A 15,467-nucleotide genomic window follows, 5' to 3' on the forward strand; every position below is an offset into this window, starting at 1 on the left:
GATGCGCAACTGAATGATGTCACGTGACTATACTTGGAGCAGAACCCATTACGGATAAGAGAGCCTCCAATGCCGCTTAAACCTTTCGCTGCTTCCGAGCCCTACACCCTGGGCGTTGAGCTGGAGCTCCAGGTCGTCAGCCCGCCTGGCTATAACTTAAGCCAGGATTCGTCAACGCTGATTAGCGCGCTGGAAAGCCGCATCACCGCAGGTGAGGTCAAACATGACATCACCGAGAGCATGCTGGAGATAGCGACGGGCGTCTGTCGCGATATCAACCAGGTCGCGGCGGAGTTCGCCGCGATGCAGCGTGAAATTCTGGCCTGCGCCCAGCAACACCATTTGGTCATCAGCGGCGGCGGCACGCACCCGTTCCAGAAATGGCAGCGCCAGGAAGTTTGCGCCAGCGAGCGCTACGCCCGCACGCTGGAGCTGTTCGGTTACCTGATTAAACAGGCGACCGTGTTTGGCCAGCATGTGCATGTCGGCTGCCGCACCGGCGAAGAGGCGATTTACCTGCTGCATGGACTCTCGCGTTTTGTGCCGCATTTTGTGGCGCTCTCGGCGTCGTCGCCCTATATGCAGGGTTCGGACACCGGCTTCGCCTCCTCGCGGCTTAATATTTTCTCGGCGTTCCCGGACAACGGCCCGGCGCCGTTTGCCGCCGACTGGACGCAATTTGAGAAGATGTATGCGCGGCTTGAAGGCACCCACGTGGTGCAGTCGATTAAAGATCTCCACTGGGATATTCGCCCAAGCCCCGGCTTTGGCACGGTGGAAGTGCGCGTCATGGATACGCCGCTGACGCTGGAGCGCGCCATTAATATCGCCGGCTTTATTCAGGCGCTTTCACACTGGCTGTTAGAAGAGCGGCCGTATAAACATAAAGCTGAGGATTACCTGATTTACCGGTTCAACCGTTTCCAGGCCTGCCGCTATGGTCTCGACGGTACGCTGACGGATGTATGTACCGGCGAGCAGCGCACCCTCGGCGAGGATATTCTGCGCCTGCTCGATAAACTGGAGCGCTACGCCCGTCCGCTGAACGCCAGCAGCGCGCTGGAGGCGATTCACCGCTACGTGAAAAACAACGACAGCGACGTGCATCGCGTCCGCGAGTTTACCGCTGACGGCGGCTCGCTCTCCGAACTGGTGCGCCTGCACGGCGAGATCTGGGCTGCCTGAGCACGTCCCGTGACAGGCGCCCTTCTGATTAGCGGTATTTATCAGAAAGAAGGCGCCGCCTGCCCTGAAAAACCGGCGATGCATTGCCGGTTTTAAACGGTATCTGAAAAAATAATTCACTCTTTTATATTCTGGATCATCAGAATAACTCTTTTTAGTTATTTTATTACCTTAAGCGCGGCGTCAGCCATTAAAGCTCCTGATTTATGTTACCGATAAAAAATATATCTGTTTTTATCGCAACACAGGAATGACGCTTATGTCATGGATATATCGTATCTCTATGAAAACGAAATTAGCCATCGCGCTTTTGCCTTTATTACTGGCGCTGCTCTGGCTGGCGGGTGCCGGAATGCTGGCGCGCATCGATACTGAACGGCAGATGCGAAATGTCGAAGAAGTGACGCGCCTTGCGAAAAGCGCTGGCGATGTGGTGCATGAACTGCAAAAAGAGCGCGGACTGAGCGCCGGTTATCTCGGCAGCAAAGGCGCGCAGTTTAACGGCGAGCTCACGGCGCAGCGCAGCCATACCGACGACGCGCTGAAAGCGTTTAATGCCGCCATGAACAGCACCGATGAAGCCAGTTTGAAAGGCAGCGTCGGCGAGGCAATCCGCGCCTTCCAGCAACGCGTCTCGATGCTGGATGAGACGCGCCAGCAGATAACCGCCCTGTCGATTCCCGCCCCGCAGGGCGTGGCGTTTTACACTGAAACCATCAGCACCGTGCTGGAGCTGGTGGGCCGCAGCACGCACCTGAGCCATGCGGGCGTCATTGTGAATGAGATGGTGGTTTACTACAGCCTGCTCAGCATGAAAGAACAGGCGGGCGTCGAGCGCGCGCTGCTCTCCGGGATTTTCTTCGCCGACCGCTTCAGCGATGGCCAGCTGGCGCGCCTGAGCGAAGTGGTGGGCAAACAGCAGGCCTGGCTTGCCGCCTCGCGTCAGCTTTCCGATGCGAACGGCGTGAAACGCATTGATGAGACGCTCGCCCTGCCGTCAGCCACCCATGCGCTGGCGCTGCGCCAGACCGCGTTCGATAAAGCCGCAAGCGGCGGATTCGGCGTCTCGCCGGGAAGCTGGTTCGAGGCCCAGACGCAGCGCATCGATACCCTGCGCACGCTGGAGAACGCCGCCTCCGCGCAGCTTCTGACCACCGCGGGCGAACTTGCGCGCGACGCCCGCGCCGGATGGCAGCGTTTTCTCGCTATCACCCTGCTGGCGCTTATCGTGGCGATGAGTTTCGCCGTGATGGTCGCGCGCAGTATTCATCGTCAGTTGCACGCCACGTTAACCACTATTGACGGGATGCAGGGCGACTTAACCCGCCGTCTGGACGTGCCGGGCAGCGATGAACTCTCCGCGCTCAACCGCGCCTATAACCGCGCCATTGAGGATATCCAGCAGATCGTCGCGCAGATAAAATCCGGCGCCGTGGTGCTGCGCCACGCCAGCGCCGGGATCGCGGCGGGCAACCAGGATCTTGCGCAGCGCACCGATGAACAGGCGGCCTCGCTGGTGGAAACCGCCGCCAGCATGGAGCAGATAACGACCGTCATTACCCAGACCGCCGACAACGCCCACGAGGCCGAGCGTCTGACGCGCCTGATGGAAGAAGAGATGCAGAGCGCAAGCACCGTGGCGCATGCGGCCCGCCAGAGCATGGCGGATATTCAGTCTTCCAGCGAACAGATCTCGCGCATTGTCGGCTCCATTGACGATATCTCTTTCCAGACCAACCTGCTGGCGCTTAACGCCGCCGTGGAAGCGGCGCGGGCGGGCGAACTGGGTCGCGGCTTTGCTGTGGTCGCGTCCGAAGTGCGCACGCTGTCGCAGCGCTGCGCCCGCGAGGCGGGGCTTATCCGTGAGCTGGTCGCCAATAACATGGCGAAAATCGGCGAAGGCGTGGAGCATGTGGACGCCTCGGGTCACGCGCTGGACGCCGCCGTGGCGAATACCGCCCGGATGCGGACGTTTATCAGCGATATCGCCCGCGCCGCCGCTGAGCAGTCGCTCGGCGTGTCGCAGGTGCACGAGGCGCTGAACCAGTTAGAGCAGGTGACGCAGCAGAACGCCTCGCTGGTGTCCGAGGCTGCGACCGCCAGCCAGACGCTTGATAACCAGTCGGAGGCGATGTCGCTGCTGGTTAACCGGTTTATTGTGGCCTAATGAAATAACGCCGCTTTATTCGTATCGCTACAAAATATAGTGGTTTTCAGGGGGAATGACCGGCCATTGCTTGATAAGCTGCCGGTAATCCCCTACCATGCGCGCCACCTGGAAACAGGGTTAAGCCGCCTTTTAAAAGCGGCTTTTTTATTTTTTTATTTTACGCTGCACCGTCGGAGCACCTCGCCTTGAGGGCCATATTGATTATAACGCTTCGCAATCAACGATAAAGACTTTACACAGCCTCTGAAGCACGCCGGGAGTGACAATGGAATATAGTTTTGGCGCGAAATATTTTATTATTTCGCTGTATGTGGCGTTTATCGCGTGTCTGTTTCTTTTATTTGGCATAGCGATTTAATCACAGCATAACGCTTTAATACCCGCCAAAAGGATTTGGCACCCTTTCTTCCCCAACGTTTATACACATTAAAAAACAAAGAGGCATTGCGCCTCTTTTCCTGTATTTATCATACCGTCAGCGTTGTTTTTGGGTTTCGGTATCCTCACGGCGCGCATTACCGGCGCTGGCGCAATCATTCTCACGTTGCCGCACGACAGAAAGTGGCGCGCGCTCACTTTTTCATTATTTGCCCATTACGCGCACCAGCGGCTATGCGGCGCGTTTATTCCACGGCATCGCCGCCAGTAATTTCGCCATACCGCACCAGCCGGTCACGCCGGCAAACAGCAGCCCGGCCCCGACAATGCCGGGAATAATATAAAACCCCGCCGCAAGCGTGGCGCCCGCAAGCGTACCGCACAGCGCCAGCGCGCCAGCGACGATCTGCACCTGCCGCATCAGCGGTAATGGCTGACGGCGATCGGTGATGACGGGATAACCGGCGGCTTTCCAGGCATTAATACCGCCCTGCATGATTAGCGCTCTGGCCGGATATACCGCAGCGACAAGCCGGTCTTTAAATTTTTCCGTACGCATTCCGCTCTGGCAGTGAAAAATGACGGTATCGGTCTCGCGCAGCGCCGTGTCGCTAAAATCGTCAGGCTGACTGTTTTCAGGCGACACCATACGGGCGCCGGAAATATGCTCGCGCCGCCATTCATCATGGCCTCTGATATCCATCAGGATGGCATCGCGCTCAATAAGCGCCTTCGCCTCGGCAGGGGTGATAAACACAGACGACATATTATGCTCCCGGACAATAGATATTTTTCAGCGTGTGCACCACGGCGACGACCGCCTCATTTTTAATGTGGTAGCGGATAAACCGGGCCTGCCGGACGCCTTCGATAAGCCCTTCGGCTTTCATACGGGCCAGATGCTGTGAGGTCGCGGACGCGCTGAGCCCGCTCATCCTGCACAGCTCACCGGCTTCGGTGCCGGGCTTGTCGATGAGCATACACAAAATCAATAAGCGCTGAGGATGACTCAGCGTTTTCAGTAGTGCAGCCGCGTCATTCGCCTGCCGTTGTAACAGATCCCGTTCGGTCATTTAAGAATAGTTTAGCGTTTTCTAAATTTAGAAAATACTAAAATATCAGGCGACGTGCAAGCGCGTCTCCACGGATATCAACACCGACGCTGTGAGCGCCCGGCTGATTTATCAGGAAGTGGATTTGGCTGAAGACGCCTGTAAAGCGGTCGGCAGCCGCGCCAAAGCGCGAGTGATCGTCCGGGTGCCCCTCATGTCGACCAGTACGATAACGCCGCGGGTAAAATACCGTTCGCCCGGTTTGAGCAATTCCCCTGCCTGAAACACGCTTTCCCGTCAGCACGCTGAAGCGCCGCCCTTCGCGGGCGCGTTGCCTCTCGCCGCCTTGCCCGTTTCATTTGGTTACTTTTCCCCTGGGTGACTTTTTTTATTGCCGCCATCATTCTTTTATAACAACTCGATAACGTCGTTTCGCGTCACCACATTTTGCAGGGAGAATGATAAGAATGTTGCGTTCGCTACAGGCGCTCTGCCTGATGAGCTTTTTTCTGGCGGATGTCCGCGACGGGCTGGGTCCTTTTCTCGGCATTTTTCTCACAGAGCAGCACTGGCGACCGGATGATATCGGCTTTGTGATGACCGCAGGCGGCATCGCGGCGCTGCTGGCGACGGTACCGGCCGGAATTATCATCGACGCCACGCGCCAGAAACGCCTGCTGCTGCTGGTCTGCTGCGCGCTGGTGACGCTGGCGACATTGCTGCTCTGGTACAGCACCCGTTACAGCATTGCGATGGTGTCGCAGATGGTTTCCGGTCTGGTTGCCGCCCTGATTGGCCCGCTGGTGGCGGGGATTACGCTGGGCCTGACCGGCCAGAGCGGCTTCACGCGACAGATGGGCCGCAACGAGGCGTTCAACCACGGCGGCAATATGGTGGCGGCGGTGCTGGCGGGCAGCGCGATGTGGCTGTGGGGCATCGGTGCGGTCTTTATTCTGATGACCAGTATGGCGGTTTTCACCGCGCTTAGCGTGTTGGCTATCCGCGAGCAGGATATCGATCACGATGTGGCGCGCGGCATTGAAACACATGACAAAGCGCACGCGGTGCCACGGCTGTCGGTGCTGATGCGCAACCCGGTGCTGCTGACGACGGGTATCACGCTGCTGCTGTTTCACCTCGCTAACGCCGCGCTGCTGCCGATGCTGAGCATGCGCGTGGCGTCCACCGGCAGCAACCTCTGGAGCCCAGGTCTTTACGCGGCGGCGACCGTGGTGATTGCGCAATGCGTGATGATCCCGGTCGCGCTCCTGACCCCGGCGCAGGCGCAAAGATATGGCTATCGCAGGCTGATTCTGATTGCGCTCATCGTGCTGCCGGTACGCGCCGCGCTGGCAGCGAGCTTTGCCGGGCCGTTATCTGTCATCCCGGTGCAAATTCTGGATGGCGTCGCCGCCGGGATCTTAGGCGTGGCGGTGCCGGGATATATCGTTAACGCGCTGCGCGGCTCCGGGCATATCAATGCCGGGCAGAGCGTGATTATGCTGATGCAGGGCGCGGGGGCGGCGTTCAGCCCGGCGCTCGCCGGAAGCATCGTCGCGCAGTCGTCATGGCGCGTAGCATTCGCGACCCTCGGGGTGGTTGCGCTGGCGGCGTTAATCGTCTGGTGGCGCGCGGGCGCGCGGGTACCTGCGACGGCTTGACGCCTTCCGCGCAGTGCGGCTGCGCGATATATACTGTTGATGTTGCTTTTTTCTTTATGAGGGGTGCTCATGGCAGCTACCGTTCTTATCGCGCTTGTCGCCGTCATACACGTCTATATTCTCGTGCTTGAGATGTTTTTATGGGAGACGAAAACGGGCCGCAAAGCGTTTAACCTGAGTGCCGATTTTGCCCGCGACAGCCGGGTGCTTGCCGCCAATCAAGGGCTGTACAACGGCTTTTTAGCGGCAGGTTTGTTCTGGGGACTCTGGCTGGGCGATAACGGTTTTCAGTTCAAACTCTTCTTTCTGGTTTGCGTACTGATTGCCGGCATCGTTGGCGCGCTTACCGCCAACAGAAAAATTCTTTATGTGCAGGCGCAGCCCGCGCTGCTCGCCTTAATCGCATTGTGGATGGGGCTGTGACGGCGTGATGCTTAGCGCGGCACGTCCACTCAGCCATGCTGCGCTTATGCGCTATTCGATAATGTTTACCCGCGCCTGACTGTCATCATTCCAGGAAAAAAGCACCAGATGCCAGAGGCCGGGCGCTTGGCGGGAGGGATCAATCAACCCCTTCATTCCCAGTGATTCCAGGCGCTGGCGAACCTTCCATGACCGGGGGATGCCGCCCTCTTTTACGGTCTCCTGCCACGGCGCAATCGCGTCGTGAAGATCAATACCTGCGGCCAGCATCGCCGCGGCATCGCGCAGGTCAAAAATCTTCTCTGCCACGACGCTGACTTTAATGATTTCAAGGCTCGCTCTGTTATCGCGATGAGCCTGCATGGCGGCCCCGACGCCTTCCGGCGAAGAACTCAGGTAGAGCGTGGGTTGATCGCCTCCTGAATATCGCCCCGGCGCCCTGGAGCCGGATAAGGCGAAGTGCCGATACGCAGGATCGATTGCCCGATAAAAAATGCCGTTAACAGAGGTATAAAAACGCGTGATATCCATAACGCCTCCGCAGTCATTATTCAGCCGCCGTGTTGCCCGACCCTTGTGGAAACAAGACGCTTACACCGCCTCATCGGCAGCGAGCCTGTCGTCATAAGCCGCCTGCGCCTGCGCTATCGAGGCGCCATGTTGCCTGGCCCAGCTCACCAGCGCCACAAAAGGTTCCTGCAGGGTCCGCCCCAGCGGCGTAATCGCATATTCGACCGCTACGGGTGACGATGCAATCACGCGGCGGCTGACCAGACCGTTGCGCTCAAGCCGGCGCAGCGCTTCCGTCAGGGCCTTGTGCGTGATGGGATCCAGCCTGCGCTTGATGGCGTTAAAGCGCGCAGGTTGGGTGCACAATACGGTCAGAATTAATATTGACCATTTGTTGGCCACCTGTTCCAGGACAGGGCGTGTGCTGTTGATTTCTGCCAGTTGGGCAGCGATATCCGTAGACATGAGGTTTCCTTTTATATATCTGATGTACATCAGGTGCGTAATTGACCCTAAATATACAAAATGTATCATCTGGCTTCCACCCTCTTTCTGGAGTAGCCATGTTGAAACTTGAAGGAAAGACCGTCCTGGTAACAGGCGGCAACAGCGGTATCGGGCTTGCGATCGCGCGCCGTTTTGTGCAGGAAGGCGCCCATGTTTTCATCACCGGTAGACGTGAAGCGCAGCTGGCCGAAGCGGTTGCCGCCATCGGTGGTCGAATCGAAGCGATCCCCTGCGATCTCACTAAAACCGACGAGCGGGCGCGCCTTTTCGACACGCTTCAGGCCAGAGCCGCACGCCTTGATATTCTGGTGTACTCGTCAGGTCTCTCTGAGCCTGCGAGCCTTGAAGAGACCACCGGGGAGCATATCGATCGCGCCTTCGGCCTGAACGTGCGTGCGATGGTATTAACGGCGCAGCACGCAGTTCGCCATATGGGCGATGGCGGCGCTATCGTGTTGCTCGGTTCGATTGCAGGCAACATGGCGAATGCCGGTTATGGCACCTATTCCGCCACCAAAGCCGCGGTTCGCTCGTATGCGCGCTCGTGGAACGCAGAGCTGGCACCACGCGGCATCAGAGTGAACACACTCAGCCCCGGGCCCACGGATACGCCGATGTTTGACAAGGTCAGCGACGACTTCAGGCAAATGATGAACGCGCGTATCCCTGCCGGGCGTTTAGGGACCCCCGACGACGTGGCCGCCGCCGCCCTGTTTCTTGCCTCGGATGAAAGCAGGTACGTGAGCGGCGCAGAGCTTATCATCGATGGCGGGATGACGGCGTAAACGGCTTCTTCCGCGATACGGCGCGCCTGCCCCGGCTAATGGGGATGCGCGGTCATCACATTTCAGGACGCCTGCGCTACCGGCGTCCTTTCACTAAAATCATGGTATGTTGAGCAATCGGGGGCAGGAGCATCTCGCCCGACACATCCCGTGTGCCCCCTGCTACAACGCGCGAAGTGGCAATGTCGACGTCACACTGATTTTGTTTTGAGGATCCCGTCATGACCCCCTTTCATCAACTGACTGCCACCAGCCTGCGTGGCGAGCTTATCTCTATGGCCGACTACGCGGGCAAGGTGATTCTGGTGGTGAATACCGCCAGCCATTGTGGCTTCACGCCGCAATACGCAGGCCTTGAGGCGCTTTATAAAAAGTATGCCGCCCGGGGGTTTATAGTGCTTGGTTTTCCCTGCAACCAGTTCGGTAATCAGGAGCCCGGCGGTGCCGATGAAATCGCACAGACCTGTCACATCAATTACGGTGTGAGCTTCCCCATGTTCGGGAAAGTGGCGGTCAACGGCGCGGCTACGCACCCGCTGTTTCGTTACCTGAAAGATGAATTGCCCGGCGTGCTGGGTGGCCGGATCAAGTGGAACTTCACGAAGTTTTTGATTGGACGCGATGGCAAACCACTCAAACGTTTTGCGCCGTTCACGCCCCCCGAAAAAATGGAAACCGTCATTCTTGCGGCGCTGGGAAACTGAGTGCGCCCGGACTTCGAGCCGACGACGAATGAAAATTTTGCCAGCGCTCTGCGGCGCGCATAAGCAAACGGGCTTATTCCGTACCGCGCCCTTAGTCGGTTTCGCAAAACGCACTGACAGAACGTACCGTGTGAGAGGCAGTCTGCGTGGCCACTGGATAAAGCGCGGGGTGCCAGTCGAGGCGATTTATGACGTTGATGCCCCAACTCTGTCCCACATGGAAAAACAGGAGGCAAACAGCAAAGGGTAAGTTATTGAAAAATAATGGCGCGCCCTGCAGGACTCGAACCTGCGACCCACGGCTTAGAAGGCCGTTGCTCTATCCAGCTGAGCTAAGGGCGCCTCGTGGAGAGGCGTTTCACCTTTTGCCTGCGGCAGCGGTGTGAAACGCCTGGAATTATACGGTCAGCACCTGGTGAGTCAATGGCTTTCGAACCGCCTGCTGGACAATTGAGCGAAAGACACAAACGAAAACTGACAGCACGGCGCGCTTCTGACAGAATATCCTCATCCCCTCTTCTTTTGATTACAGACGGAATCTTCTCTCTGATGGCAGCAAAGATTATTGACGGTAAAACGATTGCGCAGCAGGTGCGCCTTGAAGTTGCCGAAAAAGTAAAAGCGCGCGTGGCGGCCGGAAAACGCGCCCCCGGGCTCGCGGTCGTGCTGGTCGGCGCGAACCCGGCGTCGCAAATTTATGTCGGCAGCAAACGTAAGGCGTGTGAAGAAGTGGGTTTTGTTTCCCGCTCTTACGATCTGCCGGACACCACCAGCGAAGCCGAACTGCTGGCGCTGATTGATGAACTGAACGCCGACGCCGCCATTGACGGTATTCTGGTTCAGCTACCGCTGCCGGCAGGCATCGATAACGTGAAAGTGCTGGAGCGCATCGCGCCGGATAAAGACGTGGACGGTTTCCATCCGTACAACGTCGGTCGTCTGTGCCAGCGCGCGCCGCGTCTGCGCCCTTGTACGCCGCGCGGCATCGTGACGCTGCTTGAACGCTACAATATCGACACCTACGGGCTGAATGCCGTGGTGATTGGCGCATCCAATATCGTTGGCCGTCCGATGAGCATGGAGCTGCTACTGGCGGGCTGTACCACCACCGTGACCCACCGTTTCACCAAAAACCTGCGTCAGCATGTCGAAAACGCCGATCTGCTGATCGTCGCGGTCGGCAAACCAGGCTTTATTCCGGGCGAGTGGATCAAAGAAGGCGCTATCGTGATTGACGTTGGCATTAACCGTCTGGAAAACGGCAAAGTGGTCGGCGACGTGGTGTTTGACGACGCCGCAGAGCGCGCCGGTTACATTACCCCGGTGCCGGGCGGCGTCGGCCCGATGACGGTCGCCACGCTCATCCAGAACACGCTACAGGCGTGTGTTGAATATCACGACAGCGAGGACGCATAACATGGCGACATTTTCTTTAGGCAAACACCCTCACGTCGAACTGTGCGATCTGCTGAAGCTTGAAGGCTGGAGCGAGAGCGGCGCGCAGGCGAAAATCTTTATCTCCGAAGGGCTGGTGACCGTGGACGGCGCGGTAGAAACCCGCAAGCGCTGCAAAATCGTCGCCGGCCAGACCGTCAGCTTCGATGGCCAGAGCGTGACCGTCACCGCGTAACGCCTCACGCCCTCTCGTCGCAGAGGGCGTATTATTCCCTGCTTCAGACGCTTTTCTTATCGCCCTCTCCTGCCCTTTTACCGTTTTTTCGCATGCTGCGTATCCGCCGCGTTTTCTAACCGACTTCAAATAATCAGCAAATCTTCTGACGGAACGTTAAATAGATGTTGCGTGTTTAGCCTCCGATCCCACAGCATAAGTAGAACGTTCTACTAGAACGTTCTACTTACTATAAAACAGGGCACCAAAGCCCGGCTGTTCCAATCGGGGGATCGGTATGAGTCTCATCACAGGTGTCGTTAAATCGCTTTCGAAATTGTCCATGATAGGCCGCGCGCTAATGTTGCCTATCTCGCTGTTGCCCGCCGCCGGTCTGCTGCTGGCGTTCGGCGATAAATTCCATCTGCCGCTGATGATGAACGCGGGCGGCGTTATTTTTGATAACCTGCCCCTGCTGTTCGCCATCGGCTCCGCCGTCGGTCTGGCGTCGGAGTCGGGCATCGCGGCGCTCTCTGCCGCCGTCTCGGTGTTTATTATCAACATCACCATCAGCACGCAGCTTGGCATTACGCCGGAGATGGCAGCGAGCGGCGGAAAATATGCGATGGTGGTCGGCATCCCGACGCTTCAGATGGGCGTGTTCGGCGGTCTGATTTCCGGCATTCTCGCCGCATGGTGCTATAACCGTTTCCACACGCTGCAACTGCCCGAATTCCTGGGCTTTTTCTCCGGTAAACGGTTTGTGGCGATTGCCGCGGCGTTGCTCTCATTCCTGCTCGGACTGGCGTTGCCCTATGTCTGGCAGCATATCCAGGCGGGCATTGACGCGCTGTCGGTCATCGTGAATGGGGATAACCAGGCGGCCTCGACCTTTATCTTCGGGCTGGTGGAGCGCGCGCTCATCCCGCTCGGCCTGCATCATATCTGGTATCCGTCGTTCTGGTATTCGTTTGGCGATTACACCACCCAGACCGGGCAGGTTATCCACGGCGACCAGACCATCTGGTTCAAGATGCTGGAAGAAGGCGTGAAAAGCTTCAGCAGCGATACTTACCAGAATGCCGGTAAATTTATGCAGGGCGAGTTCCCGCTGATGCTGTTCGCGCTGCCGGCGGCGTGTCTTGCGATGTATCACGAAGCCAGCACGAAAAATAAAAAAATCGCCTCCGGCATTCTTTTCTCCGCCGCGTTGACCTGTTTTCTGACGGGGATCACGGAGCCGGTGGAATTTACCTTTATTTTTGTCGCGCCGGTGCTGTATGTATTTAACGCCATCATGGCGGGGCTTTCGTATATGTGCATGTATTTGCTGGACGCGCATATCGCCAAATCGTTCTCCGCCGGGCTTATCGATTACATCTCGTTCGGGATCCTGCCGTCTTTTAATGGCTATCAGACCCACTTCCTGAACGCGGTGATTGTCGGTATTCCGATGGCGATCATTTACTACTTTACCTTCCGCTTTGTTATTCGCCGTTTTGACGTGAAAACGCCGGGCCGGGTGGAAATCACCGCGAATGTGGATGATAAAACTGATGCGGAGCTGGCGGGCAATATCATGGGCCTGCTGGGCGGCAAAGAGAACATCACCAGCGTCGGCGCCTGTATCACCCGCCTGCGTCTTGAGGTCGCTCGTCCGGAACTGGTTGACAGAGACGGGCTGAACGCCCTTGGCGCGCGCGGCGTGGTGTTTGTGGGCGATAACGGCATACAGGTGATATTCGGCGCGCGCGCGCAGTTTATCGCGCAAAACATGTCAGGCATGACGGGGAAATAACGCCCGCGCGGGCCTGGCGCCAGGCCCGCGTTCTCAGGCGATAAAAGGATAAATCAGGGCAGATGAAAAAGGTCAGCATTATCGATGTGGCGCGTCACGCGGGCGTGTCGGTGTCCACCGTCTCGCTGGTGTTGCGCCAGAAGGGAAAAATCTCCGCCGCGACCATCGAAAAAGTGCATGCCGCCATTAAGGCGCTGGGCTATGTGCATAACGTCGCCGCCGCTAACCTGCGCGGCAAAACCTCCAACCTGATAGGCCTGGTGGTGGACGATCTCAACGATCCGTTCTCCACCCGCGTCACGGCAAGCCTGGTGCAGGCGCTGGAGGCGCAGGGCTATATGGTCTTTCTCACCCAGCCGGGCCGAGAAACGGGGCGGCTGGCGGCCTGTTTTGTCTCGTTTATCCGCCAGGGCGTGGCGGGCGTCGTTTACCTGACCGCCGATTCCGACCACCGCACGCTGCCTGCGCCGGTCGCGCAAAGCACATTGCCCGTAGTGGTGGTGTCACAATCGCCGGTTGAGGAAAAGCTCAACAGCGTAGTGCGCGACAACCGCCAGGCGGGCGGGCTCGCCACGCGCTATCTGATAGAGCGGGGCCACCGCAATATCGCCTATATTGGCGGTACGGCGGGGTGTCTGATTCGTCAGGAGCGGTTGCTCGGCTACCGCGCCGCGCTCACGCAATATGGCCTCGCCTGGCGCGATGAGTTCGCGCCTGCCTGCGCTGAAGAGACGCTCGCGGTAAGCCAGTCGGTACGCCAGTTGCTTGAAGCGAATAATAAAATTACCGCCCTGCTGTGCCACTCGCCGCATGCGATTATCGGCTGCCTGGAGGCGATCCATCAGGTGGGCCGCACCGTGGGGAAAGACGTGTTTCTGACGCAGCAGGTGTCGCTGATTGGCTTTGAAGACATGATGCATGTGAATCTCACCTCACCGTCTTTCACCTACGTCTCGTCCGCCAGCGAAGAGACCGCCCGGCAGGCGGCGGGGCTTATTGTTAGGCTTATTCACGAGCCGGGCCTGGCCGCGCAGCGCATTACGCTCTCAGGCCAGCTTATCGCGCGCGGCTCCGCGTGATGGTGCGTCGCTGACGGAGGAGGGGTGCGCTACGTTTACCTGCTAACAAGCCTGGTGTGGATGCATACCTGGGGTGATAAGCGCAGCACACTTGCCCCCCTCCCTGAACATCGCGCATAAAAAAAGCGGCTTTCGCCGCTTTTTCTTATTTACGCCGCCAGGTGGTACCCTGCGGGCCATCTTCCAGCACGATGCCCATCTCGTTTAAGCGATCGCGCGCCGCGTCCGCCGCCGCCCAGTCTTTCGCTTTACGCGCCTCCAGACGTTTCACGATCAGCGCTTCGATTTCCGCCACTTCGTCATCGTTGGCCTGCGCGCCGGATTGCAGGAACTGCTCTGGCGCCTGCTCCAGCAGCCCGAGCACCGCCGCGAGCTTACGCAGATGCGCCGCCAGCTGGTTCGCCGCGTGGCTGTCTTCCGCTTTCAGGCGGTTCACTTCACGCGCTATATCAAACAGCACTGAATAGGCTTCCGGCGTATTGAAATCGTCGTTCATCGCCTCGATAAAGCGCGCTTCGAACGCCTCGCCGCCCGCGGCTGTCGCGCTGCTGTCGGTGCCGCGCAGCGCGGTGTAGAGACGCTCAAGGGAGGCCCGCGCCTGCTTTAAGTTCTCTTCGCTGTAGTTCAGCTGGCTGCGATAGTGGCCCGACATCAGGAAATAGCGCACGGTTTCCGCGTCGTAATGCTGCAACACATCGCGCACGGTAAAGAAGTTGCCAAGCGATTTAGACATCTTCTCGCGATCGACCATCACCATGCCCGAGTGCATCCAGTAGTTAACGTATTCGCCGTCATGCGCGCAGGTCGACTGGGCGATTTCGTTTTCATGGTGCGGGAACATCAGATCAGAACCGCCGCCGTGAATATCGAAATGGCTGCCCAGCTGTTTGCAGTTCATCGCAGAGCATTCGATATGCCAGCCCGGACGGCCATCGCCCCACGGCGACGGCCAGCTCGGCTCGCCCGGCTTGGACATCTTCCACAGCACGAAATCCATCGGATTGCGTTTGCTGTCGGCCACTTCGACGCGCGCGCCCGCCTGAAGCTGCTCGAGATCCTGACGCGACAGCTTGCCGTAATCGGCGTCGCTCTCCACGGCGAACATGACATCGCCGTTGCCGGCGACATACGCATGACCGCGGGCGATCAACTGCTCCACAATCTCAATAATCTCCGGAATGTGCTGCGTCGCGCGCGGCTCGCTATCCGGGCGCAGAATGTTCAGCGCATCAAAATCGTTGTGCATTTCGGCGACCATGCGGTCTACCAGCGCCACGAAGTCTTCACCGTTCTCGTTTGCGCGTTTAATGATTTTGTCGTCAATATCGGTAATGTTACGCACATATTTCAGCTTATAGCCGAGAAAACGCAGGTAACGCGCGACCACGTCAAAGGCGATAAACGTGCGCCCGTGGCCGATGTGACAGAGGTCGTAAACGGTAATACCACACACGTACATGCCGACTTCCCCGGCATGGATAGGCTTGAATTCCTCTTTCTGGCGACTCATGGTATTGAAGATTTTTAACATCAGAAGTTTCCGTGTCAGTGTGTGGTAAGCAGATAAAACCCCTATATTACCCATAATTGAAAGCGCAAGCACCCC

Annotated in this window: 15 protein-coding genes, 1 tRNA gene and 1 pseudogene; 11 read left to right on the plus strand and 6 right to left on the minus strand. The window is 58.1% G+C overall.

Annotated elements, in window-relative coordinates:
• The first annotated feature begins 69 nt into the window (after positions 1–69).
• Both AFK63_RS13055 and AFK63_RS13060 read left to right on the plus strand, forming a co-directional pair.
• Entirely contained in the window at positions 70–1,185 is a 1,116-nt protein-coding gene (locus AFK63_RS13055) for a YbdK family carboxylate-amine ligase (protein ID WP_038864220.1), read from the plus strand.
• Positions 1,186–1,444: 259 nt separating this feature from the next.
• Entirely contained in the window at positions 1,445–3,352 is a 1,908-nt protein-coding gene (locus AFK63_RS13060; RefSeq protein WP_038864221.1) for a methyl-accepting chemotaxis protein, read from the plus strand.
• 613 nt (positions 3,353–3,965) lie between these two features.
• Here the strand turns inward: AFK63_RS13060 and AFK63_RS13065 are convergent.
• Positions 3,966–4,499, minus strand: coding sequence for a rhodanese family protein (locus tag AFK63_RS13065; RefSeq protein ID WP_038864223.1), 534 nt, complete (start codon positions 4,497–4,499; stop codon positions 3,966–3,968).
• Position 4,500: 1 nt separating this feature from the next.
• Positions 4,501–4,806 (minus strand): ArsR/SmtB family transcription factor, encoded by a 306-nt coding sequence (locus tag AFK63_RS13070; protein WP_038864225.1) that lies wholly within the window; start codon positions 4,804–4,806, stop codon positions 4,501–4,503.
• A gap of 127 nt (positions 4,807–4,933) precedes the next feature.
• On the opposite strand from AFK63_RS13070, the pseudogene AFK63_RS21665 reads away from it, so the two are divergent.
• The 3 genes and pseudogenes from AFK63_RS21665 to AFK63_RS13080 form a co-directional block, all read left to right on the plus strand.
• Positions 4,934–5,094 (plus strand): annotated as a pseudogene (locus tag AFK63_RS21665) (hypothetical protein); the annotation flags it as partial.
• A gap of 158 nt (positions 5,095–5,252) precedes the next feature.
• The gene (locus AFK63_RS13075) at positions 5,253–6,446 is read left to right on the plus strand and encodes an MFS transporter (protein ID WP_038864226.1); all 1,194 of its coding nucleotides are present in this window, start codon (positions 5,253–5,255) and stop codon (positions 6,444–6,446) included.
• Between the two features lie 69 nt (positions 6,447–6,515).
• A complete protein-coding gene (locus AFK63_RS13080; RefSeq protein WP_038864227.1) occupies positions 6,516–6,869 on the plus strand; it encodes a DUF1304 domain-containing protein in 354 nt (117 codons plus the stop codon).
• A 51-nt stretch (positions 6,870–6,920) separates the two neighbouring features.
• Here the strand turns inward: AFK63_RS13080 and AFK63_RS13085 are convergent, their stop codons facing one another.
• Both AFK63_RS13085 and AFK63_RS13090 read right to left on the minus strand, forming a co-directional pair.
• The gene (locus tag AFK63_RS13085) at positions 6,921–7,400 is read right to left on the minus strand and encodes an RES family NAD+ phosphorylase (protein WP_038864229.1); all 480 of its coding nucleotides are present in this window, start codon (positions 7,398–7,400) and stop codon (positions 6,921–6,923) included.
• Positions 7,401–7,460: 60 nt separating this feature from the next.
• Complete coding sequence (locus AFK63_RS13090) at positions 7,461–7,844, minus strand: winged helix-turn-helix transcriptional regulator (protein ID WP_038864230.1); 384 nt, start codon at positions 7,842–7,844, stop codon at positions 7,461–7,463.
• A 98-nt stretch (positions 7,845–7,942) separates the two neighbouring features.
• Between AFK63_RS13090 and AFK63_RS13095 the strand changes: the two genes are divergently transcribed.
• Together AFK63_RS13095 and AFK63_RS13100 are read left to right on the plus strand one after the other, a co-directional pair.
• Positions 7,943–8,671, plus strand: a complete 729-nt coding sequence (locus AFK63_RS13095; RefSeq protein ID WP_038864231.1) for an SDR family NAD(P)-dependent oxidoreductase — start codon at positions 7,943–7,945, stop codon at positions 8,669–8,671.
• 221 nt (positions 8,672–8,892) lie between these two features.
• Positions 8,893–9,375, plus strand: coding sequence for a glutathione peroxidase (locus AFK63_RS13100; RefSeq protein WP_038864233.1), 483 nt, complete (start codon positions 8,893–8,895; stop codon positions 9,373–9,375).
• Between the two features lie 265 nt (positions 9,376–9,640).
• On the opposite strand, the gene AFK63_RS13105 is transcribed toward AFK63_RS13100, so the two are convergent.
• Positions 9,641–9,717, minus strand: a tRNA-Arg gene (locus AFK63_RS13105).
• A gap of 207 nt (positions 9,718–9,924) precedes the next feature.
• Between AFK63_RS13105 and folD the strand changes: the two genes are divergently transcribed.
• From folD to malI, 4 genes are all read left to right on the plus strand, one after another.
• Positions 9,925–10,791: a bifunctional methylenetetrahydrofolate dehydrogenase/methenyltetrahydrofolate cyclohydrolase FolD gene (gene folD, locus AFK63_RS13110; RefSeq protein ID WP_038864234.1), complete on the plus strand. Its 867-nt coding sequence runs from the start codon at positions 9,925–9,927 to the stop codon at positions 10,789–10,791.
• Between the two features lies 1 nt (position 10,792).
• Positions 10,793–11,005, plus strand: coding sequence for a ribosome-associated protein YbcJ (ybcJ, locus tag AFK63_RS13115; protein ID WP_038864235.1), 213 nt, complete (start codon positions 10,793–10,795; stop codon positions 11,003–11,005).
• 277 nt (positions 11,006–11,282) lie between these two features.
• Positions 11,283–12,782 (plus strand): PTS transporter subunit EIIC, encoded by a 1,500-nt coding sequence (locus AFK63_RS13120; RefSeq protein WP_038864236.1) that lies wholly within the window; start codon positions 11,283–11,285, stop codon positions 12,780–12,782.
• Positions 12,783–12,844: 62 nt separating this feature from the next.
• Positions 12,845–13,861 carry a Mal regulon transcriptional regulator MalI gene (gene malI, locus AFK63_RS13125; protein WP_038864237.1) on the plus strand — a complete coding sequence of 339 codons (1,017 nt, stop codon included), beginning with the start codon at positions 12,845–12,847 and terminating at the stop codon, positions 13,859–13,861.
• A gap of 145 nt (positions 13,862–14,006) precedes the next feature.
• On the opposite strand, the gene cysS is transcribed toward malI, so the two are convergent.
• Positions 14,007–15,392 (minus strand): cysteine--tRNA ligase, encoded by a 1,386-nt coding sequence (gene cysS, locus AFK63_RS13130; RefSeq protein WP_038864238.1) that lies wholly within the window; start codon positions 15,390–15,392, stop codon positions 14,007–14,009.
• Positions 15,393–15,467 lie beyond the last annotated feature (75 nt).

Source organism: Cronobacter muytjensii ATCC 51329 (genome assembly GCF_001277195.1).
GTDB lineage: Bacteria > Pseudomonadota > Gammaproteobacteria > Enterobacterales > Enterobacteriaceae > Cronobacter > Cronobacter muytjensii.

Coding starts and splice junctions, on each gene's coding strand:
- AFK63_RS13085 (WP_038864229.1), bottom strand. CDS start 7,400: ATGGATATCACGCGTTTTTATACCTCTGTTAACGGCATTTTTTATCGG.
- AFK63_RS13055 (WP_038864220.1), top strand. CDS start 70: ATGCCGCTTAAACCTTTCGCTGCTTCCGAGCCCTACACCCTGGGCGTT.
- ybcJ (WP_038864235.1), top strand. CDS start 10,793: ATGGCGACATTTTCTTTAGGCAAACACCCTCACGTCGAACTGTGCGAT.
- AFK63_RS13120 (WP_038864236.1), top strand. CDS start 11,283: ATGAGTCTCATCACAGGTGTCGTTAAATCGCTTTCGAAATTGTCCATG.
- AFK63_RS13095 (WP_038864231.1), top strand. CDS start 7,943: ATGTTGAAACTTGAAGGAAAGACCGTCCTGGTAACAGGCGGCAACAGC.
- AFK63_RS13060 (WP_038864221.1), top strand. CDS start 1,445: ATGTCATGGATATATCGTATCTCTATGAAAACGAAATTAGCCATCGCG.
- AFK63_RS13080 (WP_038864227.1), top strand. CDS start 6,516: ATGGCAGCTACCGTTCTTATCGCGCTTGTCGCCGTCATACACGTCTAT.
- AFK63_RS13100 (WP_038864233.1), top strand. CDS start 8,893: ATGACCCCCTTTCATCAACTGACTGCCACCAGCCTGCGTGGCGAGCTT.
- AFK63_RS13090 (WP_038864230.1), bottom strand. CDS start 7,844: ATGTCTACGGATATCGCTGCCCAACTGGCAGAAATCAACAGCACACGC.
- AFK63_RS13075 (WP_038864226.1), top strand. CDS start 5,253: ATGTTGCGTTCGCTACAGGCGCTCTGCCTGATGAGCTTTTTTCTGGCG.
- folD (WP_038864234.1), top strand. CDS start 9,925: ATGGCAGCAAAGATTATTGACGGTAAAACGATTGCGCAGCAGGTGCGC.
- AFK63_RS13065 (WP_038864223.1), bottom strand. CDS start 4,499: ATGTCGTCTGTGTTTATCACCCCTGCCGAGGCGAAGGCGCTTATTGAG.
- cysS (WP_038864238.1), bottom strand. CDS start 15,392: ATGTTAAAAATCTTCAATACCATGAGTCGCCAGAAAGAGGAATTCAAG.
- AFK63_RS13070 (WP_038864225.1), bottom strand. CDS start 4,806: ATGACCGAACGGGATCTGTTACAACGGCAGGCGAATGACGCGGCTGCA.
- malI (WP_038864237.1), top strand. CDS start 12,845: ATGAAAAAGGTCAGCATTATCGATGTGGCGCGTCACGCGGGCGTGTCG.